This window comes from Streptomyces sp. ST2-7A (assembly GCF_021390475.1).
Taxonomy (GTDB): Bacteria; Actinomycetota; Actinomycetes; order Streptomycetales; family Streptomycetaceae; genus Streptomyces.
The window spans coordinates 132738-150925 of record NZ_JAJUWS010000002.1 but is presented as its reverse complement, the minus strand read 5'-3'; the positions used below and the strand labels follow the sequence as shown (position 1 = coordinate 150925).

General features: G+C 75.3%; 13 protein-coding genes and 1 pseudogene. 9 read left to right on the top strand and 5 right to left on the bottom strand.

Annotated elements, in window-relative coordinates:
- Nucleotides 1–3: 3 nt before the first annotated feature.
- Both LZF96_RS02290 and LZF96_RS02285 read right to left on the bottom strand, forming a co-directional pair.
- Entirely contained in the window at nucleotides 4–603 is a 600-nt protein-coding gene (locus LZF96_RS02290; protein ID WP_233865122.1) for a gluconokinase, read from the bottom strand.
- Nucleotides 604–766: 163 nt separating this feature from the next.
- Nucleotides 767–1915: a citrate synthase 2 gene (locus LZF96_RS02285; RefSeq protein ID WP_233865121.1), complete on the bottom strand. Its 1149-nt coding sequence runs from the start codon at nucleotides 1913–1915 to the stop codon at nucleotides 767–769.
- 456 nt (nucleotides 1916–2371) lie between these two features.
- Between LZF96_RS02285 and pdxH the strand changes: the two genes are divergently transcribed.
- A complete protein-coding gene (gene pdxH, locus LZF96_RS02280; protein ID WP_233865233.1) occupies nucleotides 2372–2998 on the top strand; it encodes a pyridoxamine 5'-phosphate oxidase in 627 nt (208 codons plus the stop codon).
- 811 nt (nucleotides 2999–3809) lie between these two features.
- On the opposite strand, the gene LZF96_RS02275 is transcribed toward pdxH, so the two are convergent.
- A complete protein-coding gene (locus LZF96_RS02275; protein WP_233865120.1) occupies nucleotides 3810–4670 on the bottom strand; it encodes a sugar isomerase domain-containing protein in 861 nt (286 codons plus the stop codon).
- A gap of 184 nt (nucleotides 4671–4854) precedes the next feature.
- On the opposite strand from LZF96_RS02275, the gene LZF96_RS02270 reads away from it, so the two are divergent.
- From LZF96_RS02270 to LZF96_RS26860, 8 genes are all read left to right on the top strand, one after another.
- Nucleotides 4855–5550, top strand: coding sequence for a metal-dependent transcriptional regulator (locus LZF96_RS02270; RefSeq protein WP_233865119.1), 696 nt, complete (start codon nucleotides 4855–4857; stop codon nucleotides 5548–5550).
- Between the two features lie 716 nt (nucleotides 5551–6266).
- Nucleotides 6267–7277 carry an alpha/beta fold hydrolase gene (locus LZF96_RS02265; RefSeq protein WP_233865118.1) on the top strand — a complete coding sequence of 337 codons (1011 nt, stop codon included), beginning with the start codon at nucleotides 6267–6269 and terminating at the stop codon, nucleotides 7275–7277.
- Between the two features lie 773 nt (nucleotides 7278–8050).
- Nucleotides 8051–9478, top strand: coding sequence for a transcriptional regulator (locus LZF96_RS02260; protein ID WP_233865117.1), 1428 nt, complete (start codon nucleotides 8051–8053; stop codon nucleotides 9476–9478).
- An 883-nt stretch (nucleotides 9479–10361) separates the two neighbouring features.
- Nucleotides 10362–11309 (top strand): hypothetical protein, encoded by a 948-nt coding sequence (locus LZF96_RS02255; RefSeq protein ID WP_233865116.1) that lies wholly within the window; start codon nucleotides 10362–10364, stop codon nucleotides 11307–11309.
- 197 nt (nucleotides 11310–11506) lie between these two features.
- The gene (locus LZF96_RS02250) at nucleotides 11507–11953 is read left to right on the top strand and encodes a hypothetical protein (protein WP_233865231.1); all 447 of its coding nucleotides are present in this window, start codon (nucleotides 11507–11509) and stop codon (nucleotides 11951–11953) included.
- Nucleotides 11954–12094: 141 nt separating this feature from the next.
- Nucleotides 12095–12991: a formyltetrahydrofolate deformylase gene (purU, locus tag LZF96_RS02245; protein ID WP_233865115.1), complete on the top strand. Its 897-nt coding sequence runs from the start codon at nucleotides 12095–12097 to the stop codon at nucleotides 12989–12991.
- Between the two features lie 422 nt (nucleotides 12992–13413).
- Nucleotides 13414–13788, top strand: coding sequence for an STAS domain-containing protein (locus tag LZF96_RS02240; RefSeq protein ID WP_233865114.1), 375 nt, complete (start codon nucleotides 13414–13416; stop codon nucleotides 13786–13788).
- A 379-nt stretch (nucleotides 13789–14167) separates the two neighbouring features.
- The gene (locus LZF96_RS26860) at nucleotides 14168–14848 is read left to right on the top strand and encodes an ATP-binding protein (protein ID WP_308294127.1); all 681 of its coding nucleotides are present in this window, start codon (nucleotides 14168–14170) and stop codon (nucleotides 14846–14848) included.
- Between the two features lie 757 nt (nucleotides 14849–15605).
- Here LZF96_RS26860 and LZF96_RS02225 read toward each other — a convergent pair.
- Both LZF96_RS02225 and LZF96_RS02220 read right to left on the bottom strand, forming a co-directional pair.
- Nucleotides 15606–16802: pseudogene (locus LZF96_RS02225) on the bottom strand (flavin-containing monooxygenase); the annotation flags it as partial.
- Nucleotides 16803–17108: 306 nt separating this feature from the next.
- The gene (locus LZF96_RS02220) at nucleotides 17109–17756 is read right to left on the bottom strand and encodes a TetR family transcriptional regulator (protein ID WP_233865113.1); all 648 of its coding nucleotides are present in this window, start codon (nucleotides 17754–17756) and stop codon (nucleotides 17109–17111) included.
- Nucleotides 17757–18188 lie beyond the last annotated feature (432 nt).

Here is an 18188-nt window from a genome sequence, read left to right as displayed (position 1 = left end):
GGCTCAGTTCGGCTCGGCGATGCCCGGCTCGGCGATGCCCGGCGCGGGAAGAGCCAGGGCGGAGAGGGCCGCTTCCATCACCCGTTCCGGGCACTCCCGCCCCGCCGGGACCGTCACCGCGTCCTCGTCCGGACCCGGTGGCTCCAGGGTCTCCAGCTGGGAGTCGAGCAGCGCGGCGGTCATGAAGTGCCCGCCGCGGGTGCCCAGTCGCTCGGCCAGCAGGTCCCGTTCGACCGACATGTGGACGAAGCGCACCCGGCACCCACGGGCCTCCCGCAGCACGTCGCGGTAGGAGCGCCTCAGAGCCGAGCAGGCCATCACCGAGGACTCACCGTCCGCCGCCCGCTCGGCGATCCAGTCCCGCAGGGCGCGCAGCCAGGGCATCCGGTCCGCGTCGTCCAGCGGCTCCCCGGCCGACATCTTCGCGACGTTCCCCGCCGAGTGGAAGGAGTCCCCCTCGGCCATCGGCAGGTCCAGCCGGTCGGCCAGCATCCGGGCGATCGTGCTCTTTCCGCAGCCGGAGACCCCCATCACCACCACGGCCGTCACCGACGCGCCGGAACCCGCGCCGGGGTCCGTCGCCCGTTCGCTCGCCGTTCCCATCCCTCATCCCCTTCTCGGCGTTCCCGACACGCCGGGACGGCTCCGCCCCTCGGCGATTCCTCCCGGTCCCCCCCGATCCCCCGATCCCGGGGGCCGCGTGCCCCGCGTCGGCGCGGGGCACGCGTGACGGTCCGTCGGACCGGCGGCGGGGGAGCGGCGCGGATCAGGCCGCCGGGTGTCCCGGCACCTCGCGCGGCGACCGGGGCCCCGGTCCGATGTACCGGGCGGAGGGCCGCACCAGCCGTCCGGTCCGCTTCTGTTCCAGGATGTGCGCCGACCAGCCGGCGGTCCGGGCACAGGTGAACATCGAGGTGAACAGCTCGGCGGGCACCTCGGCGAAGTCCAGCACGATCGCGGCCCAGAACTCCACGTTGGTGGCCAGCACCCGGTCCGGCCGGCGGGAACGCAGCTCCTCCAGGGCCGCCCGCTCCAGCGCCTCGGCCACCTCGTAGCGGGGCGCGCCCAGCTCGCGGGCCGTGCGTCGCAGCACCCGGGCCCGCGGGTCCTCGGCCCGGTAGACGCGGTGGCCGAAGCCCATCAACCGCTCGCCCTTGTCGAGCTGCCCACGCACGTACGCCTCCGCGTCGCCGGTGCGCTCGATCTCCTCGATCATGCCGAGCACCCGGGAGGGCGCCCCGCCGTGCAGCGGTCCGGACATCGCGCCCACCGCGCCGGAGAGCGCCGCGGCCACGTCGGCGCCGGTGGAGGCGATGACCCGGGCGGTGAAGGTGGAGGCGTTCATGCCGTGCTCGGCGGCCGAGGTCCAGTAGGCGTCGACGGCCGCGACGTGTTTGGGGTCGGGCTCGCCGCGCCAGCGGCGCATGAAGCGCTCCACCACGCTGTCGGCCTTGTCGATCTCGCGCTGCGGCACCATCGGCAGGCCGGTGCCCCGGGCCGACTGGGCGACGTAGCTGAGCGCCATCACGGCGGCGCGCGCCAGGTCGGCACGGGCCTGCCGTTCGTCGATGTCCAGCAGCGGGCGCAGGCCCCAGGCGGGCGCGAGCATCGCCAGCGCGGCCTGCACGTCCACCCGGACGTCACCCGAGTGGATCGGGATCGGGAAGGGCTCGGCGGGCGGCAGGCCGGGCTCGAAGGCGCCGTCCACCAGCAGGCCCCACACCTGGCCGAAGGAGACCTCGCCGACGAGTTCCTCGATGTCCACGCCCCGGTACCGCAGGGCGCCGCCCTCCTTGTCGGGTTCGGCGATCCCGGTCTCGAAGGCGACGACACCCTCCAGCCCGGGAACGAAGGTCGAATCGGCGGACTCCCCGCCGGATGCGGCGGACGGGTTGTCGGACGGCGTGTCGGACATCGCGGCTCCTCGGGTGCGTGCTGCGTGCTGCGTGCTGCGGGCGGCTCGTCGGCCGGTCGGCCGGCTGCTCCGGCCGGGGGAACATCTCGTTCCCCCGGGGTGTCGGCGCGGGCGGTTCGGCGGCGTCGGTGGCGTCGTCCTCCCGGCACGGGGTGTCAGTCGGTCACCTTAACCGGGGGTGTCCGCCGGCCACAGGGCACGCGACGGGTTCGCGGCGCGTCCGTTGCTGTCGGTGGCGTGTTGCAAGATATGGCCGTGTCCCACGCCGACAACGCCGCCCATGCCCGCTCCTCCTCCACTCGCCGTGCCCGTCGCCCGGACCCGCGGCGGGATGCCCGGGGCGAGACCCGGCCCGATCCGCGTCCCGGCGCCCGGGACGAGCCCCGCGCCCCCGGGGTACCCGTCTCCGAGCCGGTCGGAACCCCCGCCCCGGGGGAGCGCCCGGATCCCGCGTCCATGCGGGCCCGGTACCGGGCCGACGGTCTACCGGAGGAGGGGCTGGCCCCGGACCCGGTCACCCAGTTCGGCCGGTGGTTCGCCGAGTCGGTCGGCGCCGGAGTGTACGAGCCCAACGCCATGGTGCTCTCGACCGTCGACGAGCGGGGAGTGCCCTCCTCCCGCACCGTGCTGATGAAGGAGTACGACGAGCGCGGCTTCGTCTTCTTCACCCACTACGGCTCCCGCAAGGGCCGGGACATCGCCGCCAACCCGCGTGTCTCGCTGCTCTTCCCCTGGCACCCCATCGCCCGCCAGGTAATCGTCTCGGGGACCGCCCGGCGTACGGACCGCGGGGAGAGCGCGCGGTACTTCCGCACCCGGCCGCACGGCTCCCAGTTGGGGGCGTGGGCGAGTGATCAGTCGGCGCCGGTGGCCTCCCGGGAGGAGCTGGACCGCCGGTACGCGGAGTTGGCCGAGCGGTACCCGGAGGCGGAGGACGTGCCGGCGCCGCCGTTGTGGGGCGGCTTCCGGGTGGAACCGGAGGCGGTGGAGTTCTGGCAGGGCCGGGAGAACCGGCTGCACGACCGGCTGCGGTACGTCCGGGGGGCCGGCGGGCGGTGGACGGTGGAGCGGCTGTGCCCGTGAGCCGGGCCCGGCCGGGGTTCGGTGGGGGCGGCGGGGCCGTGATCCGGGCGGCCCGGTCCGGTGGTCGACGCCCCGGTGGGTGGTGAGTCGGACGGGCCCCCGACGCCGGTGGGTGGTCCGGTCGGGGCGGGGCGATGATCCGTCGAGAGGTGGTGGGGGCCCGTGACCTCGGTGGTCGGGTCCCGGATGGGGCCCGGGGCGGCGGGGCCGTGATCCGGGCGGCCCGGTCCGGTGGTCGACGCCCCGGTGGGTGGTGAGTCGGACGGGCCCCGGTCCCGGTGGGTGGCCCCGGGGCCCGGTGGCCCGGACGGAGGTGTCCGGCGGGGGCGGGGGAGAGCCCCGGGGGCGCTCCGTCTCCCCGGTGGCGTCCGGTTCGGGCCGGCCGCCACCGCCGGGTGACGCCCCGGGGTGTGTTCGCCGGCCCGATACGGGATTCACGGCCGGGCACCGGGTGCCCGGCGGCGGGACGGGCGTTCGGGGCGGGGCCCGCCGTGACGGGGCCCTGAAAACGAGCGACCCGCAGGCCGTGGTCCCCCTGACGGGGGAGCCGGCCGGACGGTACCGGCGGCCTGCGGGTCGGGTGGACTGCTGGGAATGGGCCGGCGACGCCGGCGCCGCACAATGTGCGGGGCTGGTCGCTAGACCGCAGCCACCTCACGCGTCCGGTTGTCACTCATCTGCCGAACCACCTCCCTTCTCGTGTACCCACGACGGTACGATCCGCCCGGGCGACCCACAAGTGTTTTTTACCCGTCGTGCCCTGTCCCGCCGCACCCCGCCCCCGCCCCGGTTCGGAGCCGGTCGGGCGTGGTCAGCGGTGCCACAGCACACGGTCGGCGTTCTCCGCCATGACCCGGCGGTTCCACTCGGTGCCGCCGTCCACGTTGCCCGAGCGCAGCAACGGCGGTTCGACGCCCCGGGCCGCCAGTTCCCCGGCGGCGGTCGCCACCACCGCCTGCAACAGGGCCGAGGTGACGACCGTCGAGGCGGGGGCGAAGGGGGCGGGGATCCGGGGGTCGCTCAGTTCGGTGTCACCGACGCCGATCCCGCTGTCCAGCACCAGGTCGCAGTGGTCGCGCAGGAAGGTGCCGGAGGGGTCGCGGGAGGTGGTGTGCCCGGCGTAGGCGCCGGAGGTCACGCCGACCACGGTCAGTCCGAGCGAGCGGGCGTGCCGCGCCATCTCGATCGGCAGGACGTTCCGTCCCGAGAGCGAGATGACGATCAGCAGGTCCCCGGCGCGGGCCGGAGAGGCGTCCAGGGCCGCCGCGGCCAGACCGGTGACCCGTTCCAGGGCGCTGCCCAGGTGGGCGGGCATGACGTCCACGCCGGTGGTTCCCGGCACGTTGAGCAGGTTGACCACGGCCAGGCCGCCCGCCCGGTAGACGAGGTCCTGGGCGGGTAGCGAGGAGTGGCCCGCGCCCCAGGCCAGGATCCGGCCCCCGGCGGCCACGGTGTCGGCGATCGCGGCGCCCGCGCGGCGGATCGCGTCGAGTTCCCGCTCCCGCAGTCGGCGGAGCAGGGACTCGGCGGCGGCCAGGTAGCGCTCGGCGTGGTCCCCGGTCCCCGCCGTCGGGGTGTCGGACACCGGGGTGTCGGGCAGACCGGTGCCGGTGCCGTCCGGTGCCGTGACGGTGGGGGAGGTTCCGGTTCCGGTGTCGCTGGGACGGGTCATGGCTGGTGGTACCCCCGGGGGTCGACGGACGGGAGGCGGTGGAACGCCGTGCGTCACCGTGGAGTGGTCGGCGGCGGCCTGTCAAGGCACGCCGGGGTTCGGCCGGGAACGCATGGCCCCGTATGTCGGTGGGATGCGTCAGAATTGAGTTCAGGGCCACCGCAACACATACCTAGGGGCACTCATGTCCGGACTCATCGACACGACCGAGATGTACCTCCGCACCATTCTGGAGCTGGAGGAAGAGGGCGTGGTGCCGATGCGGGCCCGTATCGCCGAACGGCTGGAGCAGAGCGGCCCGACCGTCAGCCAGACGGTGGCGCGGATGGAGCGCGACGGGCTGCTGGCCGTCGCCGAGGACCGTCATCTCGAGCTGACCGCCGAGGGGCGTCGGCTGGCCGAGCGCGTCATGCGCAAGCACCGCCTGGCGGAGTGCCTGCTGGTGGACGTCATCGGCCTGGAGTGGGAACACGTGCACGCGGAGGCCTGCCGCTGGGAGCACGTGATGAGCGAGGCGGTGGAGCGTCGGGTCCTGGAACTGCTCAACCACCCCACCGAGTCCCCCTACGGCAATCCCATTCCGGCGCTGGCGGAGCTGGGCGAGGTCTCGGTCCCCGAACCCTTCCTCGAGGAGGGGATGCTGCCGCTCACCGAGGTGCGCGGTCCGGGGGGTAAGACCGTGGTGGTGCGTCGGATCGGCGAGCCCATCCAGACCGACTCGCAGGTCATGAACACCCTGCGTCGGGCGGGGGTGCGGCCGGGGGCCTCGGTGAGCGTCACCAGCTCGGCGGGTGGCGGGGTGCAGGTGGGCAGCGGTGGCGAGGCCGCCGAGCTGGACGCCTCGGTGGCGATGCACGTCTTCGTGGCCCGGGCCTCGTAGTCGCGGCGGGCGCCTCGGGGCGCCCCGGGCCGGTTCCGAGCGGTCCTCCCCACTGTTTGTTCGTGCGTGCCGGTGGCCCCCGATCCCCGCCGGGATCGGGGGCCACCGGCACGCACCTTTCCCCGGGTCGCCCGCCCTCCGCGGTTCTTCTCCGGGGCGTTCTCGGATCTTCTCGGCGTTTCCCGGTGGCTTCTCCCGCGGTTCTCCACCGACGCCTTCCCGCCTCCCTTCCGGCGGTCGATCCGTCCCGGACGGCCGGCTCCCGGTGCTCGGCCGGACGGCTTCGTTGACACGGGCGGTCGAACCCCCCTGCCCCGAAAAGGTGATGAGGGGTCGTCAACCATCGCCTTCATTCGAACAAAATTTCGATACCCTGGGGTCGTTCATCGCGCGGGACACCGGTGATCCCCGGGGCGGGAAGGAGGACGCGCCCCGATCCACCGGGCGGTAACGATGCGCCCGACACCCGCGCCGTGGTCAAATCGACAGGTCGACCCGAATGAGCGATCCGTACGAGGGGACCGAACGGGAGAGCGCGAACGGGAGTCGGCGACGGTGCCGGCGGGAAAGGGGCGCGCAGGGCGACGGCGCGAACGGAACCCGGACGCGTGGGACGCGGCACGACGGTTCGGTGCCCCGGCGATCGGGAACACCCGCGCGGCGGGACCGGCACGACGGGGCCCCCGGCGGCGTCGGGAGGCGAGGAGGCGAAGCGCATGGCACGGCGGATCGAGGTGGCCGGCCGGGACGGGGTGCGGCTGGTGGCCCGGGAGTTCTCCGAACGGGCCGAGCGGCCCGGTGAATCGGCCCGGCCCGACATCCTCATGCTCCACGGCCTCATGGGGCGGGCCTCCCACTGGTCCGACGCGGCCCGCCGTCTCGACGACCGCTTTCGGGTGTTCGGATTCGACCAGCGCGGCCACGGCCTCAGCGAGAAACCCGTCACCGGTCCCTATGACCGGGACGCCTTCGTCGCCGACCTCGAGGCCGTCATCGACCGCCTCGACCTCGCGCCGGTGATCCTCGTCGGCCACGCCATGGGTGCCCTGACCGGGTGGCAACTGGCCGCCCGTCGGCCCGATCTGGTGCGCGCGCTGGTCATCTGCGACATGCGGGCCTCCGCCCTCGGCGAGCGGGCCCAGCGCGAGTGGGAGGAGTGGTATGCCTCCTGGCCGCTGCCCTTCGGCAGTCTGGCGGCGGCACGGCGCTGGTTCGCCGAGCAGGATCCGTGGCTGGAGCGCCCCTCCGTGACCCGGGGCGACTACTACGCCGAGGTGATGGTCGAACGGGCCGACGGCTGGCGGCCGGTCTTCTCCCGTCGGCAGATGCTGATGGCCCGTGAGAGCTGGATCCACGACGCGCACTGGGACGAACTCGCCCGCGTCCGCTGCCCCACCCTGGTACTGCGCGGCGTGGACGGGGAGCTGGGACGCGCCGAGGCACAGGAGATGGTCCGGGTGCTGCCGCGCGGCCGCTACGCCGACATCCCCGACGCCGGCCACCTCGCCCACCACGACCGGCCGGACGCCTGGCAGGAGGTGGTGGACGGCTTCCTCGCGGATGTCCTGCGGGAGGAGGGGCGGCCGGAGGAGGACGGCGGGCCCGCGGCACCGGTGGACGGGGCCGTCCGGCAGGCGGGGCCCGCGGGGGTGCCCGCTCCGGCGGGCGCGCACCGGTCCGAGCGGCGGGCGGGAGCGCGCGGAACCCGGCGCGGATCCGGCCCCTGACCCGCCGGCATCCCCGTCCCCGACTCCGGGCGTGGGTCCCGTTCCCCACCGGCCACCGTTCTCCGGTGGCCGGCTCCTTCCGGGTTTCCCGGCCGACCCCCGATGCGGCCCGGCGCACATCGTCCGGGCCCGGCGCCCGGTTTCCCGCCCCGGGCTCGCGGGTGCGCGGGGCCCGGGTCCTCCGCCCGGTGCGACCGCCCCCGGTCCCGGGAGCCGGGAGGCTCTTCCCGCGTCCCATTCCCGGGTGCTCCCGGTGCCCGGAACCCCGATCGGCGGGCGGGTCCGGGGGAGGCGGGGCAGTGGGGCGGTGAGCGGGTCGAGAGCGCTGCCGATCACCGTGCCGACAACCGTCGGGGGCCTGCGCGAGGGCCCCGGTCACCTCCCTCCCACGGCGCGAGCGCAAGGGGTGCGCGCCCGGCGCATCGCAGCCGATGGAGGCGCACGAAAGGCGCGGCACCTCCGCCGGTGCCACCGCCCGGGCGCCGCCCGGAGCGACCCGCCGGCGTGCCCCGGCACAGCTCAGGGGAGGGTCCGCGGGGCCCCGGGGGCCTGATCGGGGAACGCCGACGGCCGGGTCGGCACTCGCCGGGTCCTTCACGATCCCCACAACTCCCTTCCCCCGAAGGGGTTACGGCTCGCCCCCGGGCCGTCACGCGCAGTCGGGGCGCACGGTCGCATCGGGCGGTGCGCAGGCATGACCCCCGGGGCCGGCCGGGAATTCATCCCCGGGGGCGCCACCGCGGCGCCGGGACGCGCACCGCGAGGAGTGACAGATGATCGAGGGACCGGGAGTTCCCCCCGCTCGGCAACCGAACGAGCGCCTGGTGGGCCTGATCCGGGAGGCCGGGTGCTCCAACGCCGGCCTGGCCCGGCGGGTCAACGTACGGGCGGCCGAACGCGGGCTGGACTTCCGCTACGACAAGACGTCCGTCGCCCGCTGGATCCGTGGCCAGCAACCGCGCGGACGCGCGCCCGAGGTCATCGCCGAGGCCATCGGCGCGAAGCTCGGCAGACCCGTCACCCCCGAGGAGATCGGGATGGGCGGTGCCCGCCGGCCCGCCTCCTCGGTCGGTCTGCGGTTCGCCCCGGACCTCGCCGACTCGGTGGAGCAGGCGGCCGAGCTGTGGCGCACCGACGGGGGACGACGCGACCCGGCCGGGCTCGAGGGGAGCCGGGGGCTGCCGGGTGCCGGAGCCACCCCGTCCGCCCTGGTCGAGCCCTCCCGCGACTGGCTGATCACCCCCGTCGACGAGCGGGTCGCCCGGGCCGGCGGCTCGCGTGTGGGCACCGCCGACGTGGACGCCGTACGGGCCACCTCCGCCGCCCTGGTGGAGCTGGACCGCCGCTGGGGGGCGGGCCATGTCCGACCCCTGGTCGTCCACTACCTGGGGACGGTGGTGGCCGGGCTGCTCTCCGGCTCCTACCGGGAGGAGGTCGGCCGCGACCTGTTCGCCGCCGCCGCGCGCCTCACCGAGCTCGCCGGCTACATGGCCGTGGACACGGGACTGCCCGGCCTGGCCCAGCGCTACTACATCCAGGCACTGCGGCTCTCCCAGGCGGCCGGGGACCGGGGCTTCGGCGGCTATGTCCTGGCCGCCGGGATGAGCCACCTGGCCGCCCAACTCGGCAACCCCCGCGAGGTGGTGCAGCTCGCCCGCGCCGCCGGTGAGGGCACCAGGGGCCGGGTCGGGCCCCGGGCCGAGGCGCTGTACCTGGCCGCCGAGGCGCGCGGCCACGCCCAACTGGGGGACCGCGAGAGCTGTCGGCGCGCCGTGTCGGCGGCGGTGGCGGCCATGGACCGGGCCAACCCCTCCTCCGGCGACGACCCGGAGTGGATCACCCACTTCGACCGCGCCTACCTCGCCGACGAACTGGCCCACTGCCACCGCGACCTCGGACAGGGCGGGGCCGCCCGGGAGCGGGCGCAGGAGGCGCTGGCCGAGTTGCCGGAGGGCCGCGTCCGGCGCCGGGCCATCGGCCTGCTGCTACTGGCCTCCGGCCGGCTCCAGGAGGGCGAGGTCGAGGAGGCGTGCCGCACCGCCGGTGAGGCGGGGGAACTGCTGGAGGGGGTGCGATCCCGGCGCGGCACCGAATATTTCGGCGATTTCCTGACCCGGCTGGCTCCGCATCAGAAGAACTCCTCGGTCACGGAGTTCGCCGAGCGCTGGCGCGACGCCGGCGCCCGCCCCGTGGCGGTGTGATCCCGCTCCCGGGATACCCGGGGAAGGGGCCGGAACCGGGGCCCGAACGGGTACCGTGGTCCGGCGCCCCACCCGGGCGTGTCGGACGCGGAGTCGCGGGCCGGCGGCGGGAGAGGTCACGAGGAGCCGGCCGTTGAGCAGCCACCACGGACGTGAGGACGCACCGCACCCCGCGCCCGGCGGCGGATCGCACCCGCCGGGGCCCGGCGAGGCGTGGCCCGGCGGTCCGGACGGGCATTCCGCCGCGTCCCCGGGTGGGTACGGGTATCCCCCCGCCGCCGGGTCGCCCCCCGTGCCCCCGATGCCCGCCGCGCCGCCCCCGGTGCCGTCCGGACCGCCGCCGGCCCCCGGTGTCGGCGCGGCCGGGGGGTGGGCGGACGAGCCCACTCGGGCGATACCCGCGGTGCCCCCGATATCCGCCGACCCCGCCCACGGCGCCGACCCTTCGTACGGCGCCGGCGCGTTCCCCCACCCGACCCGGGGTGGTACGCACGGCGCGCGGGGCGGCGCGGACCCCGCCGCCGAAACGGGTCTGCTGCCGCCGTACCCCTTCCCCGACCTTCCCGACTTCCCCGGCGCGGCGGTCGCCGGCGGTCGCCGTGCCGGGGTTGGTGACCACGGGTCCGGGGAGCACGCCGCCCCCGCCCCGCACCATGGATATCCCGGTCCGGTCGGGGGTTCGGTGGGTGGCGTGGGGTTTTCGCCGGCTGTGCCGTCGTCGTCGGGTGAGGAGGCGGCGACGCAGTACCTTCCGCCGGTGACCGCCGCCGGTCCGGACCATGGATATCCCGGTCCGGTCGGGGGTTCGGTGGGTGGCGTGGGGTTTTCGCCGGCTGTGCCGTCGTCGTCGGGTGAGGAGGCGGCGACGCAGTACCTTCCGCCGGTGACCGCCGCGCCCGACGACGCGACGCGGTGGATCGAGCCGATCCGCGATCCCGTCGGCTTCCCGGCCGGGGACGCGCCGGGCGGGGACGACCCCTTCGGGGACGCCGGTGCCACCCGGGTGCTCCCGCCGATCCCCGCCGGCCCCGTGAGCGGACCGGCTCCGGGGAAGCGCGCCGCCGCCCGGCGTGCCGCGCTTCCCGCTCCCGCTCCGGGCGGTCGGGCCGCCGCCCGTCGCGCGGCCCGTCGTCCGGGCCCGGCCGGTTCCGCGCTCTCCCCCCGTGCCCTGGCCGCCGTCGTCCTGGCCGGCTGCGCGGCCGCGGGGCTGACGGCGGGCGCCGTGTTCAGCGGCGGGGACAGTGCCGCGGCCGGGGACGCCGGGCCGCCGGGCGCCACCGCACCGGATGTGGACCCGCTCGCGGGGGAGCCCGAACCCGCCGGGGGAGCGGAGGAGGAGCCCGAACCGGAGCCGAAGCACGACCCGGCCGCGGTCGCGGCCCGCGCCGAGGCGCTCTCCGACCTTCTCGGCGAGAGCGTCGGCAGCCGGGAGGCGGTGGTCGCGGCGGTGGCCCGGGTCGAGGCCTGCGAGAAGCTGAAGGACGCCGCCGGGACCCTGCGCGGGGCGGCCGGGGAACGCACCTCCCAGGTCATGCGCCTGCACGGGATGTCCCTGGACGGCCTGCCGGAGCACCGGGAGTTGTCCCGTGCGCTCACCGAGGCGTGGGAGGCGTCCGCGGACGCCGACGACCGGTACGCGGACTGGGCCGAGGAGGTGCGCGACGACCGGCGCCGGATGTGCCGGCGCGGAGAGACCCGTCGCACCGACAACACCACGGAGGCCGAGCGGGCGGGCGCCGAGGCGACCGCCGCCAAGGAGCGGGCGGCCGAACTGTGGAACCCGATCGCCCGGGAGTACGGACTGCCCGAACGGACCGCCGGCGACCTGTGATCGGTACGGCCGGGGGCCGGGTCCCGTCGGGAGTGTGCCCGCGCGTGCCCGCCCCGGCCGGGGTCGTCCCACCCGGTCGGTGTCGGCCCGCGCGCGGCCGGGCCGGGGCGCCGGAGGGTCGGATCGGGCCGGAACGTACCATCTGTTCCGTGCAGGCTTCCGAAAGCTCTTCCCGTCGGGCCCGTCGTTCGACCACCATGGACGGTATGCCGAACAACGACATGCCCTGGTGGCGCTGGCGCGCGCACGTGCGTTCCGGGCTGCACATGCTCTCCGACCCGGTTTTCCAGCGGGACCGCTGGGCCGCCGGCGTGCCGGGATACGGGGACGTCACCGACGCGGTCTACCGGCTGGTGGAGGACACCTGGCTGGACAACTGGTCGGCCGACAGGTACGTGGGCACGATCTTCCGTGACGAGGAGGAGGCGGCCCTGGTGGACGCGGCCGTCCTGCGGGTGCTGCGGATCATGCACCGGGTCGGGCCGGACGCCCCGCCGGCCACCTATCTCGATCACCCCGACTGGCCGGAGGCGGTGCGGGCGGCCCGGGAGGCCCACGTGCGGCTGGCGACCAACGACGGGGAGAGCCCCGACCTCCCGCCCCGGTCGCTGGACGAGCTGTCCGCCGCCGTCACCGGTCTGTAGCGGCGCCGGCCCGGTCCCGAGCCCTCGGTCCCGAACTCCCGGTCCCGAGCCCTCGGTCCGGTCCGCCGATCGGCTCACGGGTCGGCTCACGGGGCGGTCGCCGGCACCGGCCGATCGGGGCGATGTGCCAGGCTGGGGAACATGACTCCCTCCACGACCGCCCCCCGCGACGAGCGGGACCAGGAGCCGGCCGAGCAGTACCTGCTCACCCTCTCGTGCCCGGATCGACCGGGCATCGTGCACGCCGTGGCCAGTTACCTGTTCATGACCGGGTGCAACATCGAGGACAGCCAGCAGTTCAAGGACCGGGATACCGGCCTGTTCTTCATGCGGGTCCACTTCTCCGCGGAGGACAGCACCACCCCGGCGAAGCTGCGGGCCAGCTTCGCCGCCATCGGTGACTCCTTCCGGATGGATTGGCAGCTGCACCCGGCGGACCGGCGGATGCGGGTCGTGCTGATGGTCAGCAAATTCGGCCACTGCCTGAACGACCTGCTCTTCCGCGCCCGGATCGGCGCGCTGCCGGTGGAGGTCGCGGCGGTGGTGTCCAACCACACCGACTTCGCCGAGTTGGTCGCCTCCTACAACCTGCCCTTTCACCACATCCCGGTCACCGCCGAGACCAGGGCGGACGCCGAGGCCCGGTTGCTGGGGATCGTGGAGGAGGAGAACGTCGAGCTGGTCGTCCTGGCCCGCTACATGCAGGTGCTCTCCGACGATCTGTGCAAGCGGCTGAACGGGCGGATCATCAACATCCACCACTCCTTCCTGCCGAGCTTCAAGGGTGCCAAGCCCTACCACCAGGCGCACGCCCGGGGCGTGAAGCTGATCGGCGCGACGGCCCACTACGTGACGGCCGAGTTGGACGAGGGGCCGATCATCGAGCAGGAGGTGGAGCGGGTCGGGCACGACCTGAGTCCGCAGCAGCTGGTGGCGGTGGGGCGGGACGTGGAGTGTCAGGCGCTGGCGCGGGCCGTGAAGTGGCACAGCGAGCGCCGGGTCCTCCTCAACGGCCACCGGACCGTCGTCTTCTCCTGAGACCCGGTGCGGGGGCTTCCCCGTCGGGGCGCCCCGGGAGCGGGCTCTCCGGCGCGGTGGTCGAATCCGCGCCGGGGAAGGGGAACCCCCGGCGCGCGTGCCGGGGGATCACGCCGGGTGCTCCGGCCCCCGCTCGGCGATGCGGGTGGGTCGCCCGTAGAGTGCGGGGAGAGCCCGACGCGGTGCCGGTGCCGGTGCCGGGGACCGGTCGATCCGGTCGGTGGGCGGTCGATGTTTCGCGCCGTCCGATCAGTGGTGTGCCGGCGCGATGTGCGCCCCGGTGTGTTCCCTGAGGCTTGAGCGGCCCGTCACCGGGCATCGCGTGGGCGAAGCGGGCCCTCGATCGGGGGTCGGTGACCGAAAGGCCCGCGGGCGGCCGCTCGTCCCGGGTACCGGACGATCGCGAAAAGGGGCTGCGGGACGTGACCTTGACGGTGCGGGAGGAACGGCTCGGCGCCTGGTGGGTGCTCCGGGTCGAGGGAGAACTCGATCTGGTCAGTGCCCCGATGGTGCGTCGCCGGGTGCACGACGCGGTCGCCGAGGGGCGCCGCGATCTGATCATCGATCTGGGCGGGGTGCGGTTCTGTGACTCCACGGGTGTGGGCGTCCTGATCGCCGCACGTCGGTTGCTGCGTTCCTGCGCCGGCCGATTGCGGATCGTCCTCCCACCGGATGCCGGTGGCGAGGGATCCCACGTCAACCGGGTGTTGGCGGCCCTGGGAGTGCTCCGACTGTTCGAGCACTACCCCGACCCCGAGAGCGCGGCCCGCGACGCGGCGGAGCCGCTGTCGACCTGAGGCCGGAGCGGGACACGGACGGACGCCGGTCGACGGCCCCGGGGACGGAGGTGTCGACCGGCGTCCGTGGTGTTCGCGGGGAATCCCGGGCGCGCCGGGCCGTACCCGACCGCGCCCCGGACCCGTGCGACCTCCCCCGTCCCCGGAGACCGCTCGCGGGGCTTCCCCCGGAGGCGAACAGACATCCGAACACGGCCCGGGTGTCTCGCACATCGCACCGGACCGTACTCCTTTGCGCCGGAATACACCGGAAGTGCTTGTTGTGTGGGTCCTTCGTCAACCATGCTGGTTCGTCCCGGGATTCGTGCGCCGTGGCGCGGTCCCGGGGCGTTCCCGGGCGTGCCGGGAACGCATTCCACCGGTTCGGATGGTGTGAGCGGTGCAGGAACTGCAGGAGCGGTTGGAGGTCGGGGCGGACCCGGGGGAGGTCTCCCGCGCCAGGGTGTGGACGCGACGATTCCTCGGGGAGCTCCCCGGGCCCCCGATCGATCTGGTCGACACGGCGGTGCTCCTGGTCTCGGAACTGGTCACCAACGCCGTCGTGCACACCGGCCGGTCGGCGGTGCTGCGGCTGGAGATCCTCCCCGCACCCGCGTCGGCCCATCGTCACCCGCCACGTCATCCCTCCCCGATCGGACGGCCGGAAGAGCCCCCCACCGGGCCCGGGCATCGGGAGCCACATGCCCCGGGTCGTCCCGACGGTCCGCCGGAAAGCCGCGTCGGGGGTCCGTCGCAGCCGGCCGGACCCGGCGGGTGCGCCGTATGCGGTGTCGGTGTCCCGGACGGGGACGGGATCCCCGTCGAGTCCGGGACGCCGGTGGTGATCCGGATCGAGGTGGCGGACCGCACGTTGCGCCCACCTCGCCGCCGGGAGACCGGAGGCGAGGACACCAGCGGGCGCGGGCTGGAGCTGGTCGAGGCACTCGCCCACCGCTGGGGCTGGCGGCCCCAGCCCGGCGGGAAGCGCATCTGGTGCGAATTGGACTGCTCCCCGGAGGTTCCGGGGCCGGCGGTGGACCGGTGGGTTCCGGCCACGTCACGACAGCCGTTCGCGACGTGAAACAGCACTTGTCGGCCGGGCCCGATCACCCCGCCGGGGCCGGTCGGGCCTTCTCCTCCTTCGGGCCCCGGGCGGCCGGTGCGGGCACCACGTCCTCCGAGGGGGTGTCCGGATCGCCGTCAACCGTTTCCGGTGATCCCGTCGCGACGGGATCCACCTCGGCCTCGGCGGCACGGGTCGGCTCGTCGCCGGTGTGATCGGTCGTCGGGCCGTCGGCCTCGTTCGGAACCCCGACCCGGCCGGGAGTGTCCGCGCCGGTGGTCGGCGCCCGCGGGGCCACGGTTCCCGCCTTGTCGAGGGGAACCGTCGGGGCCGGGACGGGCGCGGTACCGGCCGTCCCGGCGGCGCTCGTGGTGGGGACGTTCCGCTCCGGATCGGCGACCCCGACATCGAGGTTCGCGGCCGGGCGCGTGTCCTCCGCGTCGGCGCTGTCCGGCTCGGGAGCGGCGCCGGACGAACCGGGGGTTCCGGCGCCGGGACCGTCCGTCTCCGCCGGGTCCGCCCCGGCTTCCGCGGGTGTCGGGGCCGCCGCCGCGCTCTCCTTGGTGCCGGCGGGGCCTGCTGTCCCCGCGGTGCCGGCGCTCGCGGGCGCGTCGGTGGGCGCGGGCCCCTCCACGGCCGGGCCCGAGTCGCCGGCCCGGGCCGGCATGACCCGGGGATCGGCTCCGGCGGCGGCCGCCGCCCGGGCCTCCCGGGCGGCGCGCGCGGCGACGCGGCGGGCCCTGCGGCCGTGCCCCCCGCTGCGGTGCTCGTACAGTTCGCGCGCCACGGCGGCGGCGATCCGGGGGGCCTCCCGGGCGATCTCCCGCAACATGCCGCTGATGGGGTGGATGTAACCGGTGAACCACAGCCCCGGTGCCTCCGGCAGCGGGCCCTCCCGGCCCTCCGCGCGCGGTCGACCGTCGTCGCCGAGCACCTCCAGGTGCCCCACCAGCGGTTCGAGGCCCGGGCGCCAGCCGGTGGCGGCGATGACCACCTCGGGGGCGATGGACCCGCCGTCCGCGAGGAGCACCCGGTCGCCCTCGAAACCGACCACCGCCGCGACCGGTTCGACCAGGCGCCGGCGGACCGCCCGCACCAGGCCGATGTCCTGAACGGGGATGGCACCCTCGCGAACCCGTGAGTACAGGCCGCTCTCCGGCCGGGGCAGGCCGTGCCGGGAGAGGTCCGGCACCATGCGGGTCATCGGGACGGCGAGGCGGTCCACCACGCCGACGGGCAACCGTCGGCACAGCACGGCGGAAGCCTGCGAGGGCCAGCCGAGGGTGGAGCGGCGGACGATGTGCGGGGGCGTGCGCACGGCCAGCCGGACCCGGCCCGCACCGCCGGCGACCAGTTCCGCCGCGATCTCGGCACCGCTGTTGCCCGGGCCGACGACCAGCACGTCCCGACCGGCCCAGGGTTCGGCGGCGCGGTAGGCGGAGGCGTGCAGGAACTCACCGCTGAAGTCGTCGAGTCCGGGCCAGGCCGGTATCCGGGGAACTCGGTTGGCGCCCGTGGCGACGACGACGGCGGAGGCGCGCAGTTCCCGTCCGCCGTTGGCCCGCAGCAGCCAGCGTCCGCCGTCCTCCGCGCCGGTGTCGGGGCCGTCCGACCCGTCGCCGCCGTCGATCTCGCCGGGATCGCCGAGGGGTTCGATCCGGGACACCTCCACGCCACAGGCCAACTCGAGCCGGTGCGCGCGGGCGTAGCGCTCCAGGTAGGCGACGTACTCGTCGCGGGGCACCCAGCGTCCGGCGGAGCGCGGGAGCGGCAGGCCGGGCAGTGAGGACCAGCGGCGGGTGGTGTGCAGGCGCAGGCCGTCCCAGTGGTTCCGCCAGGAGGTGCCCGGCTCGGCGCCCCGTTCCACGACGATGGTTCGGATGCCGCGCCGGACCAGGGCGGCGGCGGTGGCGAGGCCGCTGGGGCCGCCACCGATGACGTGCACCGGCGGTGTGGTGGCGGGTATCGGCATGCCCAGAGGATACGCAGCCGGTGGGCCGGTGCCGGACGGGGCCGGGTCGGTGTTACCCGCTTGTGGCCGGGTTCCGGTGGGGGGTACCCGGTCGACGGATTTCGAATGGGTTTGCGATGAATGCGTGGTGAAGAGGATGCGCGGACGGGGTGGGGGTGTGGTGACGGCGTGTGGGGGCGCGCGGAGGTGTGACGTGGCGGAAGGGGGTGTCGACGTCCGGGTCCGGGACGGTCGGTGTCCGGGGCGCCGGGAGGGTGGTGGAGGGGCGACGTCCCCCGGTGACAGGGCCGGGGAGTTCCGCCGGGGTCACTTCCCGGGCTTGCGCCCGGTCACCCCGAGGTGGACGAGCAGTGCGAGGGCCGGGCGGGTGTCGCTCTGTTTCGCCCCCAGCGACTGGAGGCTCTTGGACTGCTCGGCGACGGCTGTGAGCATGGTCACCAGGGCGGCGGCGACGGCGATCGGCGGCGCCTCGGGCTCGGCGCGTCCGCGTCCGCCCTGCGCCTCGACGGTCTCGGCCAGGGGCCGGACCAGCGCGCCGTGCACCTTGGTGCGGATGCGTACGAAGCGTCGGTCGCCCTCTGCCGCGGCCAGGTCGATGACGCGCAGGATGGCGTCATGGCGGCGACGGAAGGCGAGGAAGCCGTCGACCAACTCCTCGGCGGCCTCCCGACCGGCGCGTCCGGTCCAGGCGCGGTTCTCCGCCAGACCGGCCAGTTCACCGCTGTCCCGCACGGTGTCACCGGCGAGTTCGAGGACGGCGGCCTCGATGTCGGGGAAGTACTGGTAGAAGGTCGCCGGGGAGGTGCCCGCCTTCCGGGCGACATCGATCACCCGGACGTCGCGATACGGTGAGGAGGCGAGCATCTTCCCGAGGCAGTCGAGGAGTTTCTGTCGGGTTGCCTGACCGCGCCGACCGGCGATCCGGCCGTCGACGGTCGTTACCTGTCCTGTCATGCCGTCAGCTTATCGGCGGGGTGTTTACGCGCCATTTGTCCGCTTCCAAACGGGGTGGACGGCCGTTTCGGGGTCCTGCCGGCTGCTTTCGTACCGTCACCCGGGACCCCACCGGGCGTCGCGCCGCACGGACCGCTCCCCGTCGGGCACGTCCCGCCGAACACTCCGGGGGGACGTACTCGCCGTCGGTGCGGCACCCCCGGGACCTAGCATTGGGTCCTCCGGCCGACGCGCGGTCGGGGAACCGGCGGACCCCGCCGGTTCGTATCCCCTTCCGGGGCCGCGCCGTCCGCTCGGACGCCGGTCCGGGACGCGGGCCCTCCGAGGGCGAGTCGGTTGGGCCGCCCCCGGGTCGCCACGTCCCGCCGCCCCGGTGGGCATCCGGGACGGGGTGCCGACGGGGAGCGGGAGGGAAACGGGAGAACCTCCCGG

Bases quoted from the DNA above. Each gene is read 5' to 3' on its own strand.
- LZF96_RS02290 (WP_233865122.1), bottom strand. From the start codon at position 603: ATGGGAACGGCGAGCGAACGGGCGACGGACCCCGGCGCGGGTTCCGGC.
- LZF96_RS02285 (WP_233865121.1), bottom strand. From the start codon at position 1,915: ATGTCCGACACGCCGTCCGACAACCCGTCCGCCGCATCCGGCGGGGAG.
- pdxH (WP_233865233.1), top strand. From the start codon at position 2,372: ATGCGGGCCCGGTACCGGGCCGACGGTCTACCGGAGGAGGGGCTGGCC.
- LZF96_RS02275 (WP_233865120.1), bottom strand. From the start codon at position 4,670: ATGACCCGTCCCAGCGACACCGGAACCGGAACCTCCCCCACCGTCACG.
- LZF96_RS02270 (WP_233865119.1), top strand. From the start codon at position 4,855: ATGTCCGGACTCATCGACACGACCGAGATGTACCTCCGCACCATTCTG.
- LZF96_RS02265 (WP_233865118.1), top strand. From the start codon at position 6,267: ATGGCACGGCGGATCGAGGTGGCCGGCCGGGACGGGGTGCGGCTGGTG.
- LZF96_RS02260 (WP_233865117.1), top strand. From the start codon at position 8,051: ATGATCGAGGGACCGGGAGTTCCCCCCGCTCGGCAACCGAACGAGCGC.
- LZF96_RS02250 (WP_233865231.1), top strand. From the start codon at position 11,507: ATGGACGGTATGCCGAACAACGACATGCCCTGGTGGCGCTGGCGCGCG.
- purU (WP_233865115.1), top strand. From the start codon at position 12,095: ATGACTCCCTCCACGACCGCCCCCCGCGACGAGCGGGACCAGGAGCCG.
- LZF96_RS02220 (WP_233865113.1), bottom strand. From the start codon at position 17,756: ATGACAGGACAGGTAACGACCGTCGACGGCCGGATCGCCGGTCGGCGC.